The organism is Lacisediminihabitans sp. H27-G8, assembly GCF_046156175.1.
GTDB lineage: Bacteria > Actinomycetota > Actinomycetes > Actinomycetales > Microbacteriaceae > Lacisediminihabitans.
This window is the reverse complement of the sequence record NZ_JAYLVL010000003.1, coordinates 267,613-287,277: the sequence shown is the minus strand read 5'-3', so window position 1 is coordinate 287,277 and position 19,665 is coordinate 267,613. Positions and strand designations below refer to the sequence as shown.

Below are 19,665 nucleotides of genomic sequence, written 5' to 3'. Positions count from 1 at the left end.
GGTCACCTGTCTGAAATGGTCTGGAGGAAGCGGCGCAGCTCGGCGGCTCCGACGAAGTGGTGGCCGGTGATGCCGAGCGACACTGCGCCGTCGACATTGACCTGCTTATTGTCAATGAAGACCATTTCGGCGCAGGATATTCCGAGCTCCCGGGCGACCTCGAGGTAGATGTCAGCCTCCGGCTTGAGCTTGAGCATCTCTGCGCTCACGAACATCCGCTCGAAGAAACGCGCGATCGGGGAGTAGCGGAAGGGACTCGCGAAGTCGAAGCCGGCGTTGGAGAGGAGGGCGATCCGGGTACCTCCGGCGTGCAGCTCGGCGATGACGTCGAACACGGCGGGGTCGACACTGATCCATCCCGTGAAATCGGCCACCCACAGTTCGTGGATGTGGGCCTCCGACCAGTCGGCGCCGGTATCGGCCGCCACCAGCATCCAGTACTCGCGGATGCTGGTGGTGCCGCGGTCGAGGCCGTCGCGGTGCGCCTCGTACGCGACCCGGAAGCGCTGGGGATCGACCCCGGCGAGGGCTTCGAGAGCCGCGCGAGAGGCCTCGCTCGGTGACCGGGAGATGACCTCCCCATAGTCGAAGACGACGACTCGGTTGGGGATGCTCAGGGCTCGCGCGGTATCGGTCACGCCTTCCAAACTATCGTGAGACCCATGAACACTTTCCTGCCGTGGACAGCTCGCGACGCCGCCGGCCTCATCTCCGTGCCGGCACCGGATGACGACAAGTACTCCCGCGGGGTGCTCGGCGTGGTCACCGGGTCGGCCGCGTACCCCGGGGCGGCGGTGCTCGGAGTGGATGCGGCTCTCCACACCGGCGTGGGAATGGTGCGGTACCTCGGAGACGAGAGGGCGACGACCTTCGTGCTGCAGCGCCGCCCGGAGGCTGTGGCCGCTGCCGGTCGCGTGCAGGCCTGGTTGGTCGGCTCCGGGATGGATGCCGCGCTCCGCGACACCGCCACCGCCGACCGGCTCGCCACGGCGCTCGGTTCCGGGCTCCCGGTCGTTGTGGATGCGGGCGCCCTCGACCTGCTCGATCGCGCGACGGGGCCGGCGATCATCACCCCGCACTTCCGCGAGCTCTCCAAGGTGCTGGGAGAATCCACGGAAGACATCGCACGCGACCCTGCGCAGGCCGCCGGTCGGTCGGCGCAGAAGCTCGGTGTGACGGTGCTGCTGAAGGGACACAGCACCTATGTCGCCGCACCGGACGGCACGTGCCTGGTCGCCTCCTCCGCGCCGGCCTGGCTCGCGACCGCGGGAGCGGGGGATGCCTTGGGCGGCATCCTCGGGGCCCTCGTCGCCACGCACTCTCGGGAGATCGCCGCGGATCCTTCGCTGCTCGCCCGACTCGGGGCGACGGCCTCGGTCATCCACGGACTGGCGGCGACCCGGGCGAGCGCCGGGGGGCCATTGACCATTCTCGATCTCATCGGCGCAGTGCCGGGGGTCATCGCCGAGTTGCTGGGGAGCTAGCCGGCAAGGCCGGTGAATCGGGAGAGGAAGTCGCGGGTACGCGTCTCGCGGGGGGCTCCGAAAAGCTGGGCCGGTGGTCCCTGCTCGGCGATCACCCCGGAGTCGAGGAAGACGACGTGATTGGCGACATCGCGTGCGAATGCCATCTCGTGAGTGGCCATCACGATCGTGGTGCCGCGGGCGGCAAGGGTACGCACCAGTTCGAGCACCTCGCCGACGAGTTCCGGGTCGAGGGCACTGGTTATCTCGTCGAGCAGCAGGAGCTCTGGATCGGTGGCGATGGCGCGCACGATGGCGACGCGCTGCTGCTGGCCGCCCGACAGCCGGTCGGGGTAGGCGCCGGCGCGATCCGCCAGCCCCACCTGGTCGAGCAGCTGCCTCGCCTTCTGCTCGGCAGTCGACCGCGAGACACCGAACACGCGGCGGCTCGCGAGGGTCACGTTGTCGAGCACGGTGAGGTGCGGAAAGAGATTGAACTGCTGGAAGACCATGCCGATGCGCGCACGGATCACATCGGGGCGTGTCTGCGGGCGGCTGATGTCGGTGCCGCGAAGGAACACCTGGCCGTCATCCACCCGCTCCAACAGGTTGATCGTGCGAAGCAGGGTGGACTTTCCCGACCCGCTCGCTCCGATCAGCGCCACGACCTGGTGGCTCGCCACGGTGAGGTCGACGCCGCGCAACACCTCGGTGTCGCCGAACGCCTTCCAGACGTTGTCGAGGCGCAGCACCTCCTCGCGCGGCGTCGCCGCGTCCTCTGACTGGCTCATACGATCGACCCGGCCTGCTCGCGCGCCCGCATCCGCGCCGTGTACCAGTCGGTGAGTCGGATCATGGGCAACGCGAGCAGCACGAAGAGCAGCCCCGCGAGCACATAGGGGGTGAAGTTGAAGGACGAGGCGGTCTCGATCTGCGCTGCCCGCACGGCATCGATGGCCCCGAGCACCGAGATGAGCCCCACATCCTTCTGCATGGCCACGAAATCGTTCATGAGTGCCGGAGTCACCTTGCGAATCGCCTGCGGCAGGATCACCAGCCGCATGGTCTGGCCGTGGCTGAGCCCGAGGGACCTCGCGGCGAGTCGTTGGGACGGATGCACCGACTCGATCCCTGCCCGGAACACCTCAGAGACATAGGCCGAGTAGGTGAGGATGAGCGCGATAGTGCCCCAGAACTCAGCCGGGAACCGGGGGATATCGAGCCGCAACCCCGGGATGCCGAATCCCACGAGATAGAGCACGATGATGAGCGGCAGCCCGCGGAACAGGTCGGTGTATCCGGCCACGAGGGCGCGCACGGGAAAGAAGATCGGGCCGCGCAGTGTGCGAAGGGTCGCGAGGATGATGCTGAGCACCAGCACCCCGAGCGCGGCGAAGAACAGCACCCGGATGTTGAGCCAGAGGCCGGTGATCACCCGCGGCCAGGCTTTCGCGAGCACCGCCGGATCGAAGAAGGAGTGCTGCACCCGTTGCCAACCGGGCGTGTTGACGATCGCGATCCAGGCGATCGCGGCGAACACGAGAGTGCTGATCACCGCGATGAGCACCGACCGCGAAGTCTGGCGTCGCCGAAAGCCTCGACGGTCGAGTTCGACCGCGCTCGGTTCGTGCAGGGCAGTCGTCATCCTTGCAAACTACTTGAGTACGGGGGCATCCGCCGAACTCGCGAGCCAGGTGGTCGCCAGCTTGTCGAGAGTGCCGTCAGTGCGAAGGGCATCCACGGCGGCGGTGACCTTCGTCGTGAGGGGGCTGCCCTTCGCGAGTACGAGACCGAACTGGTCTCCGGTGCCCGTCTGCTTGGGCAGCTGTCCGATGATCTTGCCGCCGTCGAGCTCCGCACCGGTGAGGTAGAAGGCGGTGGGCAGGTCGACGACGAGCGCGTCGATGGTGCCGCTCTGCAGTGCGAGTTTCGCGTCGTCGTTGGAATTGAAGGCCTGGGCTCCGGCGGCGGGCTTGATCTGTTTCTCGATGGCGTCGAAGCTCGTCGTGCCCGTCTGGGCGCCGACGAGGAGGGTCTTCAGGTCGGAGATCGACTTGGCGTTCTCGGCCTTGGAACCCTTGATCGTGATCACGGTCTGAGTGGTCTCGTAGTACGGCGAGGAGAAGTCGACGTCGGCCTTGCGCTCATCCGTGATGGAGAACTGCTGCAGGTTGAAGTCGAAGTCCTTGTCACCCGGCGCGATGGCCTGGTCGAAGGTGGAGCGAACCCAGACGACATCCTTCTTGGCGAATCCCAGCTTGTCGGCGACCGCGTAGGCGACCGCGGACTCGAAGCCCTTGCCCGACTGTGGTGTGTCGTCGATGACCCAGGGGAAGTAGGCGGGCTGACCCGTGCCGATGGTGAGCTTTCCGGAGGTGACGTAGCCGGAAGACCCGCTCGAGGAGGACGAAGAGGAGGGGGATGACGAGGCGCAGGCCGCGAGAGCGGCGACGAGCACCGCGGCTCCGATGGCGGCGACGATTCGGGAGGCAGGGATTCGGGTCATCCCTCGATCATGGCTTACCGGCGACGCGCGGGATGGCGCGGACTACGAATTGTTACCGGATACCCTTGCCAGCATGACCACATCGGCGACGCTGCGTTCGCCCGCGCGCAGTCCGCTGCTGCTCTGGGCGGCATTCATCCTCGCGCACCTGTGGCTCGGAGCACTGAACCTCTATGGTCCCGGTCAGCCCTTCGGCGACGTGACCAGCGTCTACAAGTTCTGGACCGATCAGGCCCTCGTGTCGAACTACTGGGTGGGCATCGACGGCTCGTGGGTCTACCCGATAGTCGCGCTCGTACCCATGTTGATCGCCCGCGTCTTCGGACCCGAGCTGTTTCCCAGTACCTGGCTCGGCCTGGTGCTGGTGCTCGACCTGCTCGCGTTCGGTATCCTCACCGGCTGGGGACGCACCAGCCGCAACATCGTGGTGGCGTGGTGGTGGGTCGCATTCCTGCTGCTTCTCGGCCCCATCGCGGTCGGGCGCATCGACTCGATCACCGTTCCGCTGGCGATCGTCGGTGTGCTGCTTGTGGCGACTCGTCCGCGAGCCGCGGCCGTGATCCTCACTCTCGCGACCTGGATAAAGGTCTGGCCAGCCGCCCTGCTCGTGTCCATCCTGATCGCGGTGCGCGCGCGCCGGAAGGTTGTGGTCAGTGCGGGGGTCACGAGCCTCGTCATCGTCGCGATCGCGCTCTCCCTCGGCGCCGGTGCGAATGTCTTCAGCTTCGTCGCCCAGCAGTCCGCTCGCGGGCTCCAGGTGGAAGCGCCGATCAGCACCGTCTGGCTGTGGCAGGAGTTCGCCGGGGTGCCGAACACCTTCGTGTATTACGACCAGGGGCTCCTCACCTGGCAGGTACGAGGCCCCGGTGTCGAAGCGGCCAGCATGCTCATCAACCCCCTCATGGCACTCGTGGTGGTCGCCATCACGATTCTCGCCGTGCTCGCCCTGCGCAGTCGCGTGGCCGTCGCAGACTTGCTGCCGTCACTGTCGCTCGCCTACGTCGTCGCCCTCATCGCCGTCAACAAGGTCGGCTCGCCGCAGTACATCACCTGGCTCGCCGTGCCGGTGATCCTCGGTCTCGCAATAAACGCCGTGGGCCGCGGCCGACTGTTTCGAACCCCGGCTGTCCTGGTGCTCGTGCTCGCCGCCCTCACCCAGGTGATCTATCCCTACCTCTACGGCTATCTGCTCAGCCTCGACCCGCTCATGCTCATCGTGATCTCGGCCCGGAATCTGCTGTACTTCGTCCTGCTCGGCTGGGCTGTCGTCTCGATCTGGCGAGCATCCCGGGCCGCCGAATTCTCCGTCGACCCCGATGATCGACCCACTGTGGATCGAACCACCGTCGATCGACCCATGGCATGGCTTCCCGCGGTCTGGCCGTTCGGTGTCGACCACACGAGCACCGAGCACATGAGCACCGACCACACGAGCACAGACCACACGAGCACAGACCACACGAGTACCGAGCACCGTGACAGGCTGGACGAGGGCGAGCCGGCCCGTTAGTCGCTTTCGCCATCGATCAGAGGAGATCCCATGCTCGTAGCATTCTCAGTCGCCCCCAGCGGCGCACCGGACTCGGATGATTCGGTGCACGACGCCGTCGCAGCCGCCGTGCGCGTCGTGCGCGAGTCCGGCCTCCCGAACCACACCGACTCGATGTTCACGACCATCGAGGGGGACTGGGACGAGGTCTTCGCCGTGGTGAAGCGCGCGACCGAGGCCGTCGGCAGCTTTGGAACCCGCGTGTCCCTGGTGCTCAAGGCCGACATCCGTCCGGGTCACACGGGCGAACTCACCGGCAAGGTGGAGCGCCTCGAGCGCGCGCTCGACGCGCAGGGCTGAGCGCCAGGGTCCGCCATCGCCCTACAGTAGAACCCAGGGAGCGTCGCCGATGCACCCGACGATGCTCGACGGTGAGTCTTCGCACTCCCTCGATCCCCGAACGGCCCGTCATCTTCGTGAAAACCCTGTCTCCCGCCCGGACGCGCCTCGCCCTGCTCGCTCTCGCGCTCGGAGGATTCGGAATCGGATCCACCGAATTCGTCGTGCTGGGCCTGCTGCCCAACATCGCGCACGATCTCCTGCCGCAGCTGTATTCGCGTTCGCCGGAGATCGCGAACGCGCAGGCGGGTTGGCTCGCCTCGGCCTACGCGCTCGGCGTCGTGGTCGGCGCGCCGACCATTGCCGCGTTCGCCGCGAGGTTCCCGCGCAAGAAGCTGCTGCTCGTACTCGCTGCCGCATTCACCGTTGGCACGGTGCTGTCCGCGGTGCTGCCCACCTTCGGGCTCGTGCTCGCGGCCCGGTTTCTGGCGGGACTGCCCCACGGCGCCTACTTCGGCATCGCGTCGTTGGTCGCCGCCTCCCTGATGGGGCCCGGCAAGCGCGGGGCCGGAGTCGCCTACGTTCTGTCGGGGCTCACGATCGCCAATGTGATCGGTGTGCCCGCCATCACCTTCCTGGGGCAGCAGGCCGGTTGGCGGGTCGCCTACTTCGCCGTAGCCGTGATCTTCGGGCTGACCTTCGTCGCCCTCGCGCTGCTGCTCCCGACACAGCCGGGGGATGCATCGGCGACGATGAAGCGGGAGTTGAAGGCCTTCGGACGCTCGCAGGTCTGGCTCACGCTGCTCACCGGCGCGATCGGTTTCGGCGGATTCTTCTGCGTGTACACGTTCATCTCGCCGATCTCGACGGACGTCGCAGGACTTGCCCCGATCTTCGTGCCGATCGTGCTCGTGGTGGTGGGGCTCGGGATGACGCTCGGCAACATCATCGGTGGCTGGGCCGCCGACAAGAACGTCGTGCGCGCGATCTACTCGTTCTTCGGCCTCTTTGTCGTGTCGCTCGCCGGGCTCGCCCTCACGGCCCACCTCGTTCCCGGACTCTTCGTCTTCGTCTTCCTGGTCGGTGTCGCGGCGGCGGGTATCTCGCCCGCCATCCAGACGCGTCTCATGGATGTCGCGGACGACAGCCAGACGCTTGCCGCGGCGGCGAACCACTCTGCCCTCAACATCGGCAACAGCCTCGGCGCGTACCTCGGCGGACTCACGGTCGCGGCGGGGCTCGGCTACATCTCCCCGGTGTGGGTCGGCCTGATGCTGTGCGCGCCGGGACTGGCCCTCGTGACGTGGAGCGTGCTGTTGCAGCGCAGCCGTGGCGGCTCGCTCGCGAGCCGGCGCGAGCATCCCATCGTGCCGCTCGCGGCGGAGTAGCCCGGACTCCCGGGTCGCAGATCCGGGAGATCCGCGCACCGCGCTAGAAGCTGTTCGGCGCGTCCGTCGAGATCAGGATGCCGTCCTGGATCGCGCGCTTGCGCAGCGCCACCTTGGTGCCGACATCGATTCCCGCGACGCGGTACTTCTCACGGATTCGCTTGAGGTAGCTCTTGGCGGTCTCTTCCGAGATCCCGAGCTGGAAGGCGACGGCCTTCACCGGCTCGCCGCCGCCGTAGAGGGCCATCACCCGGCGCTCCTGCGCGCTCAGCTTCGGCGCGCCGCCGACATCGCTGGCGTTGAGGGCGAGGTCCAGTTCGGCGGACACGAAGGAGTCGCCCTGGGAGGCGGCCCGGATGGCTTCGACGATCATCTCGGCATCCTCGCTCTTCACGAGGTAGCCGAGGGCTCCGGCCGCGAGAGCCTCGCGCACGACGTTCGGCTCCGAGTAGGTGCTCATGAGCACCGTCTTCACCCCGGTCGTCTTGAGCGTCGAGATCTTCAGCGAGATCGGGATGTTGTCTTTGAGGTCGAGGTCGAGAAGCACCACGTCCACGGGGAACTCGGTGTGTGTCAGGAGGTCCGGCCAGGTGGACACCGCGGCGACCATGTTGATGTCGGATGCGGCGTTGCGGATCCATTCGGTGAGCGCACCGAGCAACATCTTGTGGTCATCGACCAGTGCGAGGCGGATTCGATCGTCAGTGGGGGGGACGGAGCTGTCTGGCACGGGGGCCTTCCATTCTGTGGACGCGACTCTTTCGATGCTATTGGTCGGCGGGGTTGGTGACGATGCACTCGATCTCGACACGCAGGCTCGAGTTCTGGGTGGAGTCGAGGAATCTGCCGACTTTGCCGATCGCATCCCAGGTGGCGGGATCCACCCGGCTGCGCGGCACGGCGGTTGTGGTGATGACGAGCGGCACCGTGATCGTCTTCGACCCCGGCTCCGGGATGGCCGTCACCGGCCCGATGGTGAGTTGCGCGGTCGGACTCGACTTGCTTTGATCGCTCACCAGCAGCCAGACCGCGGCGAGCAGGCCGTCGCGCTGTTGCGGAGCGAGCAGGCCGGCGAGACTTCCGCGGTCGGCCAGGGTCACGGACTTTCCCAACTGTTCGGACTCGGTGATCGCGTGATAGAGCCAGGTCTCGCGACGGCCCTCGATGAGGTGCAGCCTGAGCTCGGTGGCGAGGGATGCCGCGGTGGACGCCGTTTTGGGGGAGAGGGGCAGCTTGGTGCGTCCCGTTGCGACTGACTCGAGGAGTTCCTCGGCGGCGAGGTCGAGCCGCGCGAGTTCCTCCGATGCGAGCATGCCGACGGCGAAGCGCGGCGCGGAGACGGTGCTCTGCACGAGTACCCGGTCGAGTTCCAGCTGCACGATGCGACGGAAACGCCGCACGATGTAGATTCCGAAAACCACAGGCATCACCGCTGTCGCCAGAAGGAGGATCTGGGCGGGAATGCTCTGCGGGGTCAGTTTCGTGGTCAGGAGTATTGCCACCAACAGGGTCATTCCGAGAATTGATGCAACCGCGAGCAACTCGCGGCTGCGACGGAGGGTGAGCGCGGCGAGCAGCCCGAAACCGGCGGACGCGGCGGCGGTGGCGTAGCGACCGACGTCATGAAGCGACCAGATGGCGATGAGGTCGAATGCGACCACGCCCGCCAGGCCGATCAGGAAGGTACCGAACAGCCAGTCGGGCATCTGTTCGCCCCGGGTGGCGATGGTCGTGGCGACGCCGACGAGCGCGAGCGCGTACACCACCCACGCCAGCGCCGCGGGCAGGATAAAGGGATACTCCCCGGCGTGGCTCACGAACATACCGATGCCGTACACGGCCTGGAGACCGGCGAGCACGCTCGCGCCGACGCCGAGGTAGCCGGTGCCGAGACTGGCCCCGCGCGCGCTGGCCTGGCGCATGGCGCGTCCGGCGGTGGAACCGGCCGGCACCCCGGCACGGTTGCGCTTGCCGAGGATGACCCCGAGGGTGTTCTCTTCCGGGCGGGCGTAGTCGGTCACTTGGGCACCTCGAGCACGACAGTGGTGCCGGCGCCCGGAGAGGAGAACAGTCGCGCGTTGCCGCCGACGTCCTTCAGACGTGCGACGACGGAGTCTTTGAAACCGAGTCGCGCCTCATCGATGTCCGAGATGTTGAACCCGACTCCGGCGTCCGTGACCATCGCCCGCACCGTGGATTCGTCATCGGTGATGGTGACGTGAGCGTCGGTGACCCCGGCGTGCCGACGCACGTTCTCCAGGCACTCGGCGAGGGCGAGCAGGAACGCGTCGAGAACGTCGCTGGGGAGAAGCACCTGGCCGGTGCCGTGCCAGCTGACCTCGAGGCCCATGCGCCCGAAGCGCTGTTTCACCGATTCGAGGGTGGTGCCAAGAGCGGTCTCCTCGACGGGTTCCAGGTTGTAGACACCCGACGACTGGGGAACGGGAGTCGCTCCGAGCCTCAGTTGGCGCAAGAGCCGCGCATCTTCGCCGGACTGCTGCTGGAGGGCGGATGCCGCGACCCCGACACCGGAGTGGGCGAGCAGGGTGAGGGTGGCGAGCACGGTGTCGTGCAGGAGCCTTGCGCCCTGGCGACGCTGGGCCTCGGTCTCGCTGGCCTGGCGCTCGGCCCTGTGGGCTCGCCCGATGCTGTAGATGCGGCGGGCGGCCCGAGGGATGCTGGCCGAGAGCCAATACCCGAAGACGGCGGCGAGCACCCAGCCGATCATGATCTGCGCATCCTGCACCGAGACGGGTCCGGGGATGGCCAGTTCCGCGAGCACGAGGGTGGCGAGGAAGGCGACGACCAGAAGGACGATCCTCCCGACGCTTGCCGTGAGGACCACCGCGAATGAGGCGATCGCACCGGCGGCCAGGGGCACGATCGCCGTGCCGAGGGAGCTGCTCGCCTGGTCTTCGCCGGGGAGTTGCACCACGAACAGGATGCCGAGCCCCGACAGGATGCCGAGCACGATCCAGACGAGGGACTGGTTCACGCCGACGCGGTACAGGCTGAACGCGAGCACCACGAACAGCGGGAGGGCGGAGAGCAGCGTCGCCAGTTGCAGCACTCCCGGCACCGAGAAACAGACAAGGGCCACCGCTGTCGAGCCGAGGCCGATGAAGCGGGCGGATCGCTGCAGAAGTCGATCGCGCTCCTTGGCGATGAGTTCCACAGAGCAATAGTCACACATCGACACTCGCCGCGGGGGCACGACACCGTCGGTGGCATCACACCCGAGCGCCATCTACTCCGGGGTGAGCCAGCCTTCGCGGATGCCATGGCGTCTCAGCAGGATCTTGGTCCCGAGGTCGATGCCGATGTCCCGATACTTGCGCCGCGCGCGTTTGATGTAGGACTTGACCGTCTCTTCGGTCGTTCCCATGTCTCCGGCGACCTCACGGATGGAACGCCCGGAGGCGTAGAGCATGATCGCGCGGAGTTCCTGGCGGCCGAGACCGGGATCCAGGGCCTTGCCGTCGCCGGACAGCGCTCCGGCGAGAGGACCGTTCTCGTAACGGTGGCCCGCGGCGGCGGAGTGGATCGCGCGCACCAGTTCATCAGCCGACTCGGTCTTCGGCACGAAGCCGAGTGCGCCTGCCCTGATCGCGCCATGGACGGAGGAGGACTCCGCGTGGCGACTCATGACGATGGTGCTGGAGCCGGCTGCGTTGAGGGCCCGTACCTTCGCGCCGATGGGGACGTTGTCGTCGAGGTTGAGGTCAAGCACGACTACGTCCACGGGGAACTCGGGGTGCGCCAAAAGCCCCGCCCAGCTGGACTCGCCGATGGCGACATGGATGCCGTGACGGCGCGAATGCAGGTGCGCGACGAGTCCGTCCACCACGAGCTGGTGATCATCGACGATCGCAACTCGGATGAAGGCAGACTTCTCTCGCTTGTGAATCACTTCGACCGACTTTCCCCCGTGGCACATGCCAGCTCGGGTGCTGGCACAGACCACTCTGTACACCCAGCATAGTCAAACTGACAGTCGCTCGGGTGCCGGGGGCTGCCCCCAGAACGGCCCTGATACCGCCTCGGGGGCTAGGACTCGAGCAAACGGGTGAGCTCCGGGCCGACCAACCCGTCTTCGATGAGGAATCCGTCGTGACCGAACTCGGAGTGGATGACCACGGCCAGGCCACCGTCGATGTTGCCAGAGACGCCGGCAGCGATCGTGACCTGGTCGGCGAGGGGGAACAGCCTGTCGCTGTCGATTCCGAGCACGACGTTCTTCGCGGTCACTCGGGACAGGGCGGCCGCCACACCACCGCGGTCCCGACCGATGTCGTGCGAGTTCATCGCCTGCACGAGCAGCACATAGCTGTTGGCATCGAAACGCCGGGTGAACTTGTTGCCGTGGAAATCGAGGTAGCTCTCCACCGCGAACTTGCCCTCGGCGCCGAGGGGGCTCACGCTCGACTGCCAACTTCGTTCGAACCGGTCGTTGAGCTCGGTGGGAGAGCGGTAGTTGAGGAGGGCCATCCGGCGGGCGAGCGAGAGCCCGCGATACGGTCCGTCGCCATCCGCATTCTCGTAGTAGTCGCCGTCGGCGAACTTCGAATCCATGGTTATCGCTTCGATCTGCACCGAATTGAGTGCGATCTGGTCGGCGCTCGAGATGGTCGGCGCGGCGATGATCGCCACACGATCGAGGCGATCGGGATGTCCGATGGCCCATTCGAGGGCCTGCATGCCTCCCATGGACCCTCCGATCACGGCCGCCCAGCGCTCGATGCCGATCGCGTCGGAGAGCGCGGCCTGCGCGGAGACCTGGTCGCGGATGGTGAGGTAGGGAAACCGTGCTCCCCACTCGCGCCCGTCGGGGGCGAGGGATGCGGGCCCGGTGCTGCCCTGGCAGCCCCCGAGCATGTTCGGAGCCACGACGAACCAGCGATCCGTGTCGACGGCCTTGCCCGGTCCGATGATGGCTGACCACCATCCGGCGGTCGGATGTCCCGGGGCCGCGGACCCGACCACGTGGCTGTCGCCGGTGAGTGCGTGGAGCACCAGGACGGCGTTACCCCGGTCGGCGTCTAGTTCGCCCCAGGTCTCGTAGGCGATGCGGCCGGAGGGGATGCCGCCGCCGCGCTCGAACTGCTGGGCACCGATGGAGACGAAGAGGCGGTCGCCGGGGTTGTCGCCCTCTCGCCACGCTCCGGTCGCCGGTGGCTTGCCGATCATCGCCCGCGTGTTCGCTTCGGTCACGAAGCTCGATGGGACCGTGTCCTCGGAAGTCTGCCAATCCATGTCTCAGCAAGTATCGCAAGTTCTGCCGGGGGAACGACCTTTGTTACGGTTCGGCCGCAGACGACGGCGGTCGAGAGGAGTGCCGCAGCACGCCACTCGACCGCCGGAATCGTTACGCGCTCTGCGCCGCCTTCGTGACGGCGCGAGCCGCCGCGAGTCCCGCGGAGAGGTCGGCGATGATGTCGTCGATGTTCTCGAGGCCGACCGAGAGCCGCACGAGGCCGGGCGTGACGCCCGAGGTGAGCTGCTGCTCCGGGGTGAGCTGCGAGTGGGTGGTCGACGCCGGGTGGATGATCAGGCTGCGCACGTCTCCGATGTTGGCGAGGTGGCTGAACAGGCTGACGCTGTCGACGAGGGCTGCTCCGGCATCCACTCCGCCCTTGAGCTCGAACGACAGCACCGCCCCGACGCCCTTGGGGGCGTATTCGTTGGCCGTGGCATACCAGGGGCTCGACGGCAGTCCCGAGTAGTTGACCGAGGCGACGTCGTCGTGGTTGTCGAGCCATTCGGCCACGGCCTGAGCGTTCTGCACGTGACGCTCGATGCGCAGGCTCAGGGTCTCGATGCCCTGGATGAGCTGCCAGGCACTCGCCGGGGCGATCGCGGAGCCCAGGTCGCGAAGCAGCTGCACGCGAGCCTTGATGATGTAGGCGATGCCATCGCCGAGCACGGTGGTGTAGCTCGCACCGTGGTACGACGGGTCGGGCTCCGTGAGGCCCGGGAACTTCTCGACGTTCTTGGACCACTCGAACTTGCCACCGTCGACGATGATTCCGCCGATGACGGTGCCGTGACCGCCGAGGAACTTGGTCGCAGAGTGCACGACGATGTCGGCCCCGTGCTCGAACGGGCGGATCAGGTACGGCGTCGCGATCGTGTTGTCGACGATGAGCGGAACGCCGTTCTCGTGCGCGACCTCCGCGACCTTCTTGATGTCGAGGATGTTGATCTTCGGGTTACCGATGGTCTCGGCGAAGAACAACTTGGTGTTCGGGCGAACGGCGGCGGCCCATTCTGCGGCGTCGTCCTGGTCCTCGACGAAGGTCGTCTCGATGCCGAGCTTCTTCAGCGTGTACTTGAAGAGGTTGTAGGTTCCGCCGTAGATCGAGGATGACGAGACGATGTGGTCGCCCGCCTCGGCGATGTTGAGCACGGCGATGGTCTCCGCGGCCTGGCCGGAGGAGACGAGCAGGGCGGCGGTGCCCCCCTCGAGAGCCGCGACGCGCTCCTCGACGACGTTCTGGGTCGGGTTCTGGATGCGCGTGTAGATGTTGCCGAACTCGGCGAGGGCGAACAGGTTCTTGGCGTGCTCGGCGCTGTTGAAGACGTAGGAGGTGGTCTGGTAGATCGGAGTCGCGCGAGCATTGGTCACGGGATCGGGTGCCGCACCCGTGTGGATCTGCTTGGTCTCGAACTTCCAGTCGGCCGCGTTGTCGCTCATGGGTCTCTCCTCAAAGTAGTGCGGGCAGGGTAATCGCTCGCACAGGCGAGCCTAGGCAGGGCTCCGTCGGGGATCAATGGCGCGTGACATCCGGCGTAATAGTGCGCAGGCGCCACATTGACACATGCGACTACTTTTGCGAGAGTACTCGAGTGTCATCCATCCGTCTCTTCGTGCTCGGCTCGCTCGCCGATCGCGGAGCGATGCACGGCCACGCGCTGCGCGTGCTGGCCGAGCAGGAGCACATCGACGAGTGGACCGACTTCACAGTCGGGGCGGTCTACGGGGTGCTCAAGCGCCTCGCCGCGGAGGGTCTCATCGAGGTGGTGCGCACCGAGCGGGAGGGCAACTATCCCGAGCGCCACGTCTACGACGTCACGGCCTCCGGTTCCCTTGCCCTCGACGGCTTGCGGCGAGAGGGTCTCGAGTTCTTCGAACTGCATCCGGATGCCTTCGATCTCGCGCTCTCGCGCCTCGATCCCGATCGCCTCGACGAGCTCGAGGGCATCATCGGTACCCGCATCGCGGCTCTCGAGCGTCTGCTCGAGGACACCGCCGCACACCACAAGCAGGTCGACCAGTACCTGTGGAAATCCGAGCAGTGGGCGATGAGCCACCAGCTCGCCAAACTCCAGGGCGAAATCGCCTGGCACCACCGTCTCCTCGTGGCGCTGCCCGAGATCATCTCTGACGAACTGACCAAGAGGTCCGCGAAAGGACTCAAACAATGACCGAAACATCCGAGGCGACAGCCAACCGACCACCGTCCTGGGTCGCGCCCCGCGGAGTGACCGATAAGCGCGCCTGGGGATCCCTCGCGGTGCTGCTCATCGGGCTCTTCATGTCGCTGCTCGACACCACCATCGTGAATGTCGCCCTGCCCACCATCCGGGACAGCATCAACGCCAACGAGGCGACGCTGGCCTGGATCATCTCCGGCTATGCCCTCGCGTTCGGCCTGGTGCTGATCCCGGCCGGTCGAATCGGCGACCGGTACGGCCACAAATGGGTGTTCTTCACGGGGCTCGCGCTGTTCACGGTTGCGAGCCTGTTCGCGGGGCTCGCCCAGAACTCCACCGAACTGATCGTCGCCCGCGTGCTCCAGGGGGCAGGCGGCGGTATCTTCTTCCCGCCGGTCACCGCGTTCATCCAGCTGCTCTTCCCGCCGATGAAGCGGGGCAAGGCCTTCGCGATCCTCGGCGCCGTGCTCGGAGTCTCCTCCGCGCTCGGGCCGGTGGTCGGCGGTCTCCTGATCCAGGCCCTCGGCACGGCCACCGGATGGCGGTACATCTTCTTCGTGAACCTGCCGATCGGCGTCATCGCGCTGGTCGCCGCGGTGATCGTGCTCCCGAAGCTCGTTGCGGGGGAGAAGGCATCGATGGACGTCATCGGCCTTCTGCTGCTGGCCGGCGGTCTCGTCGCGATTCTCGTTCCCCTGATCCAGGGTCAGGATGAGGGGTGGCCGCTCTGGACCTACCTCTCGCTGGTCGGAGGCGCGATTCTGATCGTGCTGTTCGCGTTGTGGGAGCTGAGGCTCGCTCGCCGCGGGTCATCACCTCTGGTTCCCCCGCATCTCTTCTCGCACCCCGCATTCACCGGGGGCACCATCCTCGCGCTGGTGTATTTCGCCGCGTTCACCAGCATCTTCTTCACGATCTCGCTGCTCTGGCAGGCGGGCCTCGGGCACACCGCGCTCGAGTCCGGCCTCGTGTCCATTCCCTTTGCCGTTGCCAATATCATCGGAGCGTCTCAGAGTGATCGCGTCGCCCAGAAGCTCGGACGCAACGTGCTGGTGCTCGGTGCCGCCCTGGTGGCCGTCGGCCTCATCGCCCTGTGGATCATCTTCCTCACGGTGAAGCCCACGGACCTGACCAACTGGATTCTGCTCGGCCCGCTCGCCATCGCCGGATTCGGCAACGGCTTCTTCATCGCGCCGAACTCCCGATTCATCGTGGCGACTGTCGACCGCACCGAGGCGGGAGCCGCGAGCGGGGTCATCGGCACGATGCAGCGCATCGGAAGCGCGATCGGCATCGCCGTGGTATCGAGCGTTCTCTTCGGGGTGGCGAATCTCGCCGGGCTCAAGACGGAGATCGCCGACAAGGTGGCCAAGGCGCTCCCGGAGGCGATGAAGAGCGGGGACTACGCGACTCCGGCGGCTGCGGCGAAAGCACTCGGCTCCCAGATCTCCCAGTCGAGTCTCGCAACCCACTTCGGGGATGCGGCGACCGTATCGATGCTGGTGAGTGCGATCTTCGCGATCGTCGCCCTCGCGCTCGTCTTCACCCTGCCGAAGCGGGTCAACCTGCACTGATCCGGAGTCGTGCCGCACCCGTCACCGGTCCCGGGTCGAGCCGGTCGGATCCTTTCGCGAGGGTCCGGCCGGCTTTCTCTCTTTTCCGGTATCGAGTTCGATGAACAACCAGCGCGGCTTCGGCTCGATGATCGGCCGGAAGATGCGACGAATGAGAGGGCTCGCGAGGGCGATCGAGATCGCGATGCCGGCGAGGATCATGGCGACGAGCAGCAGATCGGGCGTCGGATCGTTCGTGAGGATCCCTGTCTCGCGCAGGGGATACAGGATGAAACTGTGCAGCAGGTACACGTACATGGTGGCCTGGCCGAAGCCGGTGATCCAGGTCTCCGAGCGGGGCACCAGCACGAAGAAGGCGCCGCTCAGAAGAGTCGCGAGCAGCAGGAATGCCAGTCGCACCAGCCCGGCCCACCAGTCGGTCTGGCCCAGTCCGTCGTACGAGTCGTCATAGAAGAGCCAGTGCACGTCGATCGACTTCCAGAAGTCGAGGAAGAGCACGAGTGAGGCCGCCCACGCGGCGAAGATCGCGATCGCGACCCCGCGGATGAGCCACGTCTGCCGCTCGATCACATGCCACTTCTCCACGAGCTTCCACTGGCGCAATTGCCAGCCGAGCACGAAGAAAGGCAGGATGCCGATGGCCCGCGAGAGCGAGAAGGTGCTGTCGACATTGCTGAAGTACCCGACTCCGATGGAGAACAGCACGGACCAGAGCAACGGCCAGCGCAGCAGCACGAGATAGGGCAGCACGAGCCGGAACACCCCGAGGGCGAGCAGGAACCACAGCGTCCAGTGCGGCGTGGTGGGGTTGGCGCTCGTCCTGCCCTCCACCAGGTACTGCACGACGGTCCAGATCGTCTGCATGATCACGTACGGCAACAGGATGTCGGTGATCACGCGCTTCATCTGGCGGGAACTCGGTGGGGCAGCGTTCGAAAAGTAGCCGCTGATCAGGGCGAATGCCGGCATGTGAAAGGCGTAGATGAACAGGTAGACCACGAGAGCGTGATCGTTGTCGGCGGTGAGCCGCTGCACTCCGTGCCCGACCACGACGAGCGCGACGCAGGCGAACCGCCCGTTGTCCCACAGCGGAACCCGCTGCTTTCGTGGGGCGGGGGCGGTGGCGGTGCTCGTCATGCGAACACCATAGCCGCGCTACGGTTGGAGAGGGGCCGACGAGGGAGAGCAGTGACGTCACGACGCGTGGTGGTAACCGGAGCGAGTTCGGGAATCGGAGCGGCGACGGTACGCCTGTTCCGCTCCCGCGGCTGGGATGTGGTGGGTGTCGCCCGCCGAACCGATCGTCTCGAGGCGCTCGCCGCGGAGACCGGAGCCGACATCTTCACCGCCGACGTCACCGACCAGGCGCAGGTCGACGCACTCCGGGAGTTCCTCGCGGACCTCGGCCCGGTGCACGCGCTCGTCAACAACGCGGGTGGCGCCTTCGGGATGGCCTCGGTCGAAGAGAGCGATGCCGAGGACTGGGTGCGCATGTTCGACGTGAACGTGGTGGCCGTCAAGCGGGTCACGAGCGCGCTGCTTCCGCTGTTGCGGGCCGCCGCCGCGCTGCCTGATGCCACGGGCGTCGCGCATGCGGACATTCTCACTGTCACCTCCATCGCGGGCCACATCGCCTACGAGGGCGGCGGCGGATACAACGCCGCGAAATTCGCCGCGCACGCCCTGGTCGGCGTGCTGCGGCTCGAACTCGCCGGTGAGCCGATCCGGGTGCTCGAGGTCGCGCCGGGCATGGTGAAGACCGACGAGTTCTCCCTCGTGCGCTTTGCAGGAGACCAGGCACGGGCCGATGCGGTCTACGACAACGTGGCGAACCCCCTGCATGCCGAAGACATCGCCGAGGCGATCGTGCACGCGATCGAACTTCCCGGATTCGTGAACCTCGACCTCGTGACGATCAAGCCGGTGGCACAGGCGGCCCCGCACAAGGTGATCAGGGGAGCTCTCGCACCGAAGGCGTAGTGCTCGACGCCACCTCGTCGGCCACATCCGCGAAGGCGAGCTTCGGAACGAAGAAGAGCAGGACGGCGGCCACCAGGGCGCCGACGCCGCAGATGATCCACACGGTGAGATAGCCGCTGAGGCTCGAGGCCGTCGTCGTTGCCGCGGTGAGCACGCCCATGGCGAGCACGATCCCGAAGATCGCCGAGGCGAACGACCCGCCGATCGTCTTGGTCGTGTTGGTGAGCGCGGCAGCGATGCCGGTCTGCCCGCGAGGTGCCGCCGCCGCGGCGGCCGCCGGCATCGCGCCCACCAGCGCTCCGGATCCGATGCCGGCGATGAACATGTTGAGGAACACCTGCCAGGTCTCCAGGTGGAACGGCACGAACAACAGGTACCCGGTGGCGACGAGGAAGGCGGCGATGATGAGGGCGACCCGCGGAGAAAGCCAGCGGGACACGAGAGGAAAGAGCAGCGCACCTCCGATCATCGAGATGAGGTAGACCCCGATGAGGGTGGAGCGGTCGCCGGAGTCGAGACCGAGGCCGTAGCCGTTCGCCCGGTCGGTGCCGGCGTACGCGCTGAGGGGGGCCTGCGCCCCGAGCAGGCTGATGCCGATGAGACCGGCGGTGAGCTGCACCGGCCACATGTTCGGTTGCCGAAGCACCCGCAGGTCGATCGCCGGGTCATCCTGCTTCAGTTCGTAGAGCCCGAACGGCACGAACACCAGCAGTCCGAGCACGATGAGGATGTACACCCACCACGCCGCAAGCCCGTTGAGCCGGAGGAAGGTGAGGCCTGAAGTGATCAGCAACAGCCCGATGGTGAGCAGGCTGAAACCGACGACATCGAGGCGTCGCCCTGGAAGCGGAGTCGACTCCGGCACACCGAAAAGCACCGCGAAGAAGACGAGGGTGACGGCGATCGCCGGGACGGCGAGAGTGAGCGGCACGTTGTTTCCGAACCATCCGAAAACCCGTCCCCCCAGCAAAGCGCCGACGATCGCACCGGCCTCGAGCGCGACGACGAGGAAACCGGCCGCCCGCCGGGTCTGCGACGCGCCCCTGCCGGTGCGGCGGCCACGGTCGAAGATGAGTGCCACTTCCAGCGGAAGCCAGACAACGTAGAAGCCCTGCAGGGCCCAGGCGATGAGGAAGGTGGTGAAGTTGTCGGCGAAGACGAGGGCCCAGCTCGCCCCGGCCGTGAGCACCGTCGAGACGAGCAGGATGCGCTTGTGTCCGAACATGTCGCCGAGTTTCGCCAGGATCGGCACGACGAGCGCGGAGAGCAGCAGCTGTGCCGCTTCGAACCAGTTGAAATCGGCATCCCGGATCTGGAGGTACTTCACCAGGTCGCTGATCAGAGGCACGTAGTAGCCCTGCAGGATGCCGCTCACGATCTCGACCAGGAACAGGTAGCCGATCAGGCCGAAGGTGATCGCCCCAGCCTTCGCACGCACTGTTGTCATGATCGGATGCTAGTGGTCGACCGGCGGCGGCAAGAAGCACACCGC

At 66.7% G+C, this 19,665-nt stretch carries 19 protein-coding genes; 7 read left to right on the top strand and 12 right to left on the bottom strand.

Annotation, left to right across the window (positions count from 1 at the left end):
• Positions 1-2: 2 nt before the first annotated feature.
• Positions 3-638, bottom strand: coding sequence for an HAD family hydrolase (locus VLI63_RS10675; protein ID WP_409156839.1), 636 nt, complete (start codon positions 636-638; stop codon positions 3-5).
• A 24-nt stretch (positions 639-662) separates the two neighbouring features.
• On the opposite strand from VLI63_RS10675, the gene VLI63_RS10670 reads away from it, so the two are divergent.
• Positions 663-1,484 carry an NAD(P)H-hydrate dehydratase gene (locus VLI63_RS10670; RefSeq protein WP_409156838.1) on the top strand — a complete coding sequence of 274 codons (822 nt, stop codon included), beginning with the start codon at positions 663-665 and terminating at the stop codon, positions 1,482-1,484.
• On the opposite strand, the gene VLI63_RS10665 is transcribed toward VLI63_RS10670, so the two are convergent.
• The 3 genes from VLI63_RS10665 to VLI63_RS10655 are packed head-to-tail and all read right to left on the bottom strand — an operon-like array spanning position 1,481 to position 3,969.
• Positions 1,481-2,254: an amino acid ABC transporter ATP-binding protein gene (locus tag VLI63_RS10665; protein WP_409156837.1), complete on the bottom strand. Its 774-nt coding sequence runs from the start codon at positions 2,252-2,254 to the stop codon at positions 1,481-1,483. The genes VLI63_RS10670 and VLI63_RS10665 overlap by 4 nt on opposite strands.
• Entirely contained in the window at positions 2,251-3,108 is an 858-nt protein-coding gene (locus VLI63_RS10660; RefSeq protein WP_409156836.1) for an amino acid ABC transporter permease, read from the bottom strand. The genes VLI63_RS10665 and VLI63_RS10660 overlap by 4 nt, the downstream gene beginning before the upstream one ends.
• Positions 3,109-3,117: 9 nt before the next feature.
• A complete protein-coding gene (locus VLI63_RS10655) occupies positions 3,118-3,969 on the bottom strand; it encodes an ABC transporter substrate-binding protein (RefSeq protein WP_409156835.1) in 852 nt (283 codons plus the stop codon).
• A 73-nt stretch (positions 3,970-4,042) separates the two neighbouring features.
• On the opposite strand from VLI63_RS10655, the gene VLI63_RS10650 reads away from it, so the two are divergent.
• The 3 genes from VLI63_RS10650 (at position 4,043) to VLI63_RS10640 (ending at position 7,185) form a co-directional block, all read left to right on the top strand.
• Positions 4,043-5,479, top strand: coding sequence for a hypothetical protein (locus VLI63_RS10650; protein WP_409156834.1), 1,437 nt, complete (start codon positions 4,043-4,045; stop codon positions 5,477-5,479).
• A 30-nt stretch (positions 5,480-5,509) separates the two neighbouring features.
• Positions 5,510-5,818 (top strand): MTH1187 family thiamine-binding protein, encoded by a 309-nt coding sequence (locus tag VLI63_RS10645; protein WP_409156833.1) that lies wholly within the window; start codon positions 5,510-5,512, stop codon positions 5,816-5,818.
• A 71-nt stretch (positions 5,819-5,889) separates the two neighbouring features.
• Positions 5,890-7,185, top strand: coding sequence for an MFS transporter (locus VLI63_RS10640; protein WP_409156832.1), 1,296 nt, complete (start codon positions 5,890-5,892; stop codon positions 7,183-7,185).
• Positions 7,186-7,228: 43 nt separating this feature from the next.
• Here VLI63_RS10640 and VLI63_RS10635 read toward each other — a convergent pair whose 3' ends face one another.
• The 6 genes from VLI63_RS10635 to VLI63_RS10610 form a co-directional block, all read right to left on the bottom strand.
• On the bottom strand, positions 7,229-7,915 hold the full coding sequence (locus VLI63_RS10635; protein WP_409156831.1) for a response regulator: 687 nt from the start codon (positions 7,913-7,915) through the stop codon (positions 7,229-7,231).
• Between the two features lie 37 nt (positions 7,916-7,952).
• Positions 7,953-9,206, bottom strand: a complete 1,254-nt coding sequence (locus tag VLI63_RS10630) for a hypothetical protein (RefSeq protein ID WP_409156830.1) — start codon at positions 9,204-9,206, stop codon at positions 7,953-7,955.
• Positions 9,203-10,360 (bottom strand): sensor histidine kinase, encoded by a 1,158-nt coding sequence (locus VLI63_RS10625; RefSeq protein ID WP_409156829.1) that lies wholly within the window; start codon positions 10,358-10,360, stop codon positions 9,203-9,205. Before VLI63_RS10625 ends, VLI63_RS10630 begins: the two co-directional genes overlap by 4 nt.
• Positions 10,361-10,432: 72 nt before the next feature.
• Positions 10,433-11,095 (bottom strand): response regulator, encoded by a 663-nt coding sequence (locus tag VLI63_RS10620; protein WP_409156828.1) that lies wholly within the window; start codon positions 11,093-11,095, stop codon positions 10,433-10,435.
• A 137-nt stretch (positions 11,096-11,232) separates the two neighbouring features.
• Positions 11,233-12,438, bottom strand: coding sequence for a homoserine O-acetyltransferase (locus VLI63_RS10615; protein WP_409156827.1), 1,206 nt, complete (start codon positions 12,436-12,438; stop codon positions 11,233-11,235).
• Positions 12,439-12,550: 112 nt separating this feature from the next.
• Positions 12,551-13,879, bottom strand: a complete 1,329-nt coding sequence (locus tag VLI63_RS10610) for a bifunctional o-acetylhomoserine/o-acetylserine sulfhydrylase (RefSeq protein ID WP_409156826.1) — start codon at positions 13,877-13,879, stop codon at positions 12,551-12,553.
• A 152-nt stretch (positions 13,880-14,031) separates the two neighbouring features.
• Here VLI63_RS10610 and VLI63_RS10605 point away from each other — a divergent pair, with 152 nt between their 5' ends.
• Positions 14,032-14,610, top strand: coding sequence for a PadR family transcriptional regulator (locus VLI63_RS10605; RefSeq protein ID WP_409156825.1), 579 nt, complete (start codon positions 14,032-14,034; stop codon positions 14,608-14,610).
• Complete coding sequence (locus VLI63_RS10600; RefSeq protein ID WP_409156824.1) at positions 14,607-16,193, top strand: MFS transporter; 1,587 nt, start codon at positions 14,607-14,609, stop codon at positions 16,191-16,193. Before VLI63_RS10605 ends, VLI63_RS10600 begins: the two co-directional genes overlap by 4 nt.
• 21 nt (positions 16,194-16,214) lie before the next feature.
• On the opposite strand, the gene VLI63_RS10595 is transcribed toward VLI63_RS10600, so the two are convergent.
• Entirely contained in the window at positions 16,215-17,330 is a 1,116-nt protein-coding gene (locus tag VLI63_RS10595) for an acyltransferase family protein (protein WP_409156823.1), read from the bottom strand.
• A gap of 51 nt (positions 17,331-17,381) precedes the next feature.
• Between VLI63_RS10595 and VLI63_RS10590 the strand changes: the two genes are divergently transcribed.
• Positions 17,382-18,173, top strand: coding sequence for an SDR family NAD(P)-dependent oxidoreductase (locus VLI63_RS10590; RefSeq protein WP_409156822.1), 792 nt, complete (start codon positions 17,382-17,384; stop codon positions 18,171-18,173).
• Here VLI63_RS10590 and VLI63_RS10585 read toward each other — a convergent pair.
• Entirely contained in the window at positions 18,145-19,620 is a 1,476-nt protein-coding gene (locus VLI63_RS10585; protein WP_409156821.1) for an MFS transporter, read from the bottom strand. The two genes, VLI63_RS10590 and VLI63_RS10585, sit on opposite strands and share 29 nt — an antisense overlap.
• Positions 19,621-19,665: the final 45 nt, after the last annotated feature.

Coding starts and splice junctions, on each gene's coding strand:
- VLI63_RS10650 (WP_409156834.1), top strand. CDS start 4,043: ATGACCACATCGGCGACGCTGCGTTCGCCCGCGCGCAGTCCGCTGCTG.
- VLI63_RS10670 (WP_409156838.1), top strand. CDS start 663: ATGAACACTTTCCTGCCGTGGACAGCTCGCGACGCCGCCGGCCTCATC.
- VLI63_RS10595 (WP_409156823.1), bottom strand. CDS start 17,330: ATGACGAGCACCGCCACCGCCCCCGCCCCACGAAAGCAGCGGGTTCCG.
- VLI63_RS10655 (WP_409156835.1), bottom strand. CDS start 3,969: ATGACCCGAATCCCTGCCTCCCGAATCGTCGCCGCCATCGGAGCCGCG.
- VLI63_RS10600 (WP_409156824.1), top strand. CDS start 14,607: ATGACCGAAACATCCGAGGCGACAGCCAACCGACCACCGTCCTGGGTC.
- VLI63_RS10660 (WP_409156836.1), bottom strand. CDS start 3,108: ATGACGACTGCCCTGCACGAACCGAGCGCGGTCGAACTCGACCGTCGA.
- VLI63_RS10645 (WP_409156833.1), top strand. CDS start 5,510: ATGCTCGTAGCATTCTCAGTCGCCCCCAGCGGCGCACCGGACTCGGAT.
- VLI63_RS10665 (WP_409156837.1), bottom strand. CDS start 2,254: ATGAGCCAGTCAGAGGACGCGGCGACGCCGCGCGAGGAGGTGCTGCGC.
- VLI63_RS10615 (WP_409156827.1), bottom strand. CDS start 12,438: ATGGATTGGCAGACTTCCGAGGACACGGTCCCATCGAGCTTCGTGACC.
- VLI63_RS10610 (WP_409156826.1), bottom strand. CDS start 13,879: ATGAGCGACAACGCGGCCGACTGGAAGTTCGAGACCAAGCAGATCCAC.
- VLI63_RS10585 (WP_409156821.1), bottom strand. CDS start 19,620: ATGACAACAGTGCGTGCGAAGGCTGGGGCGATCACCTTCGGCCTGATC.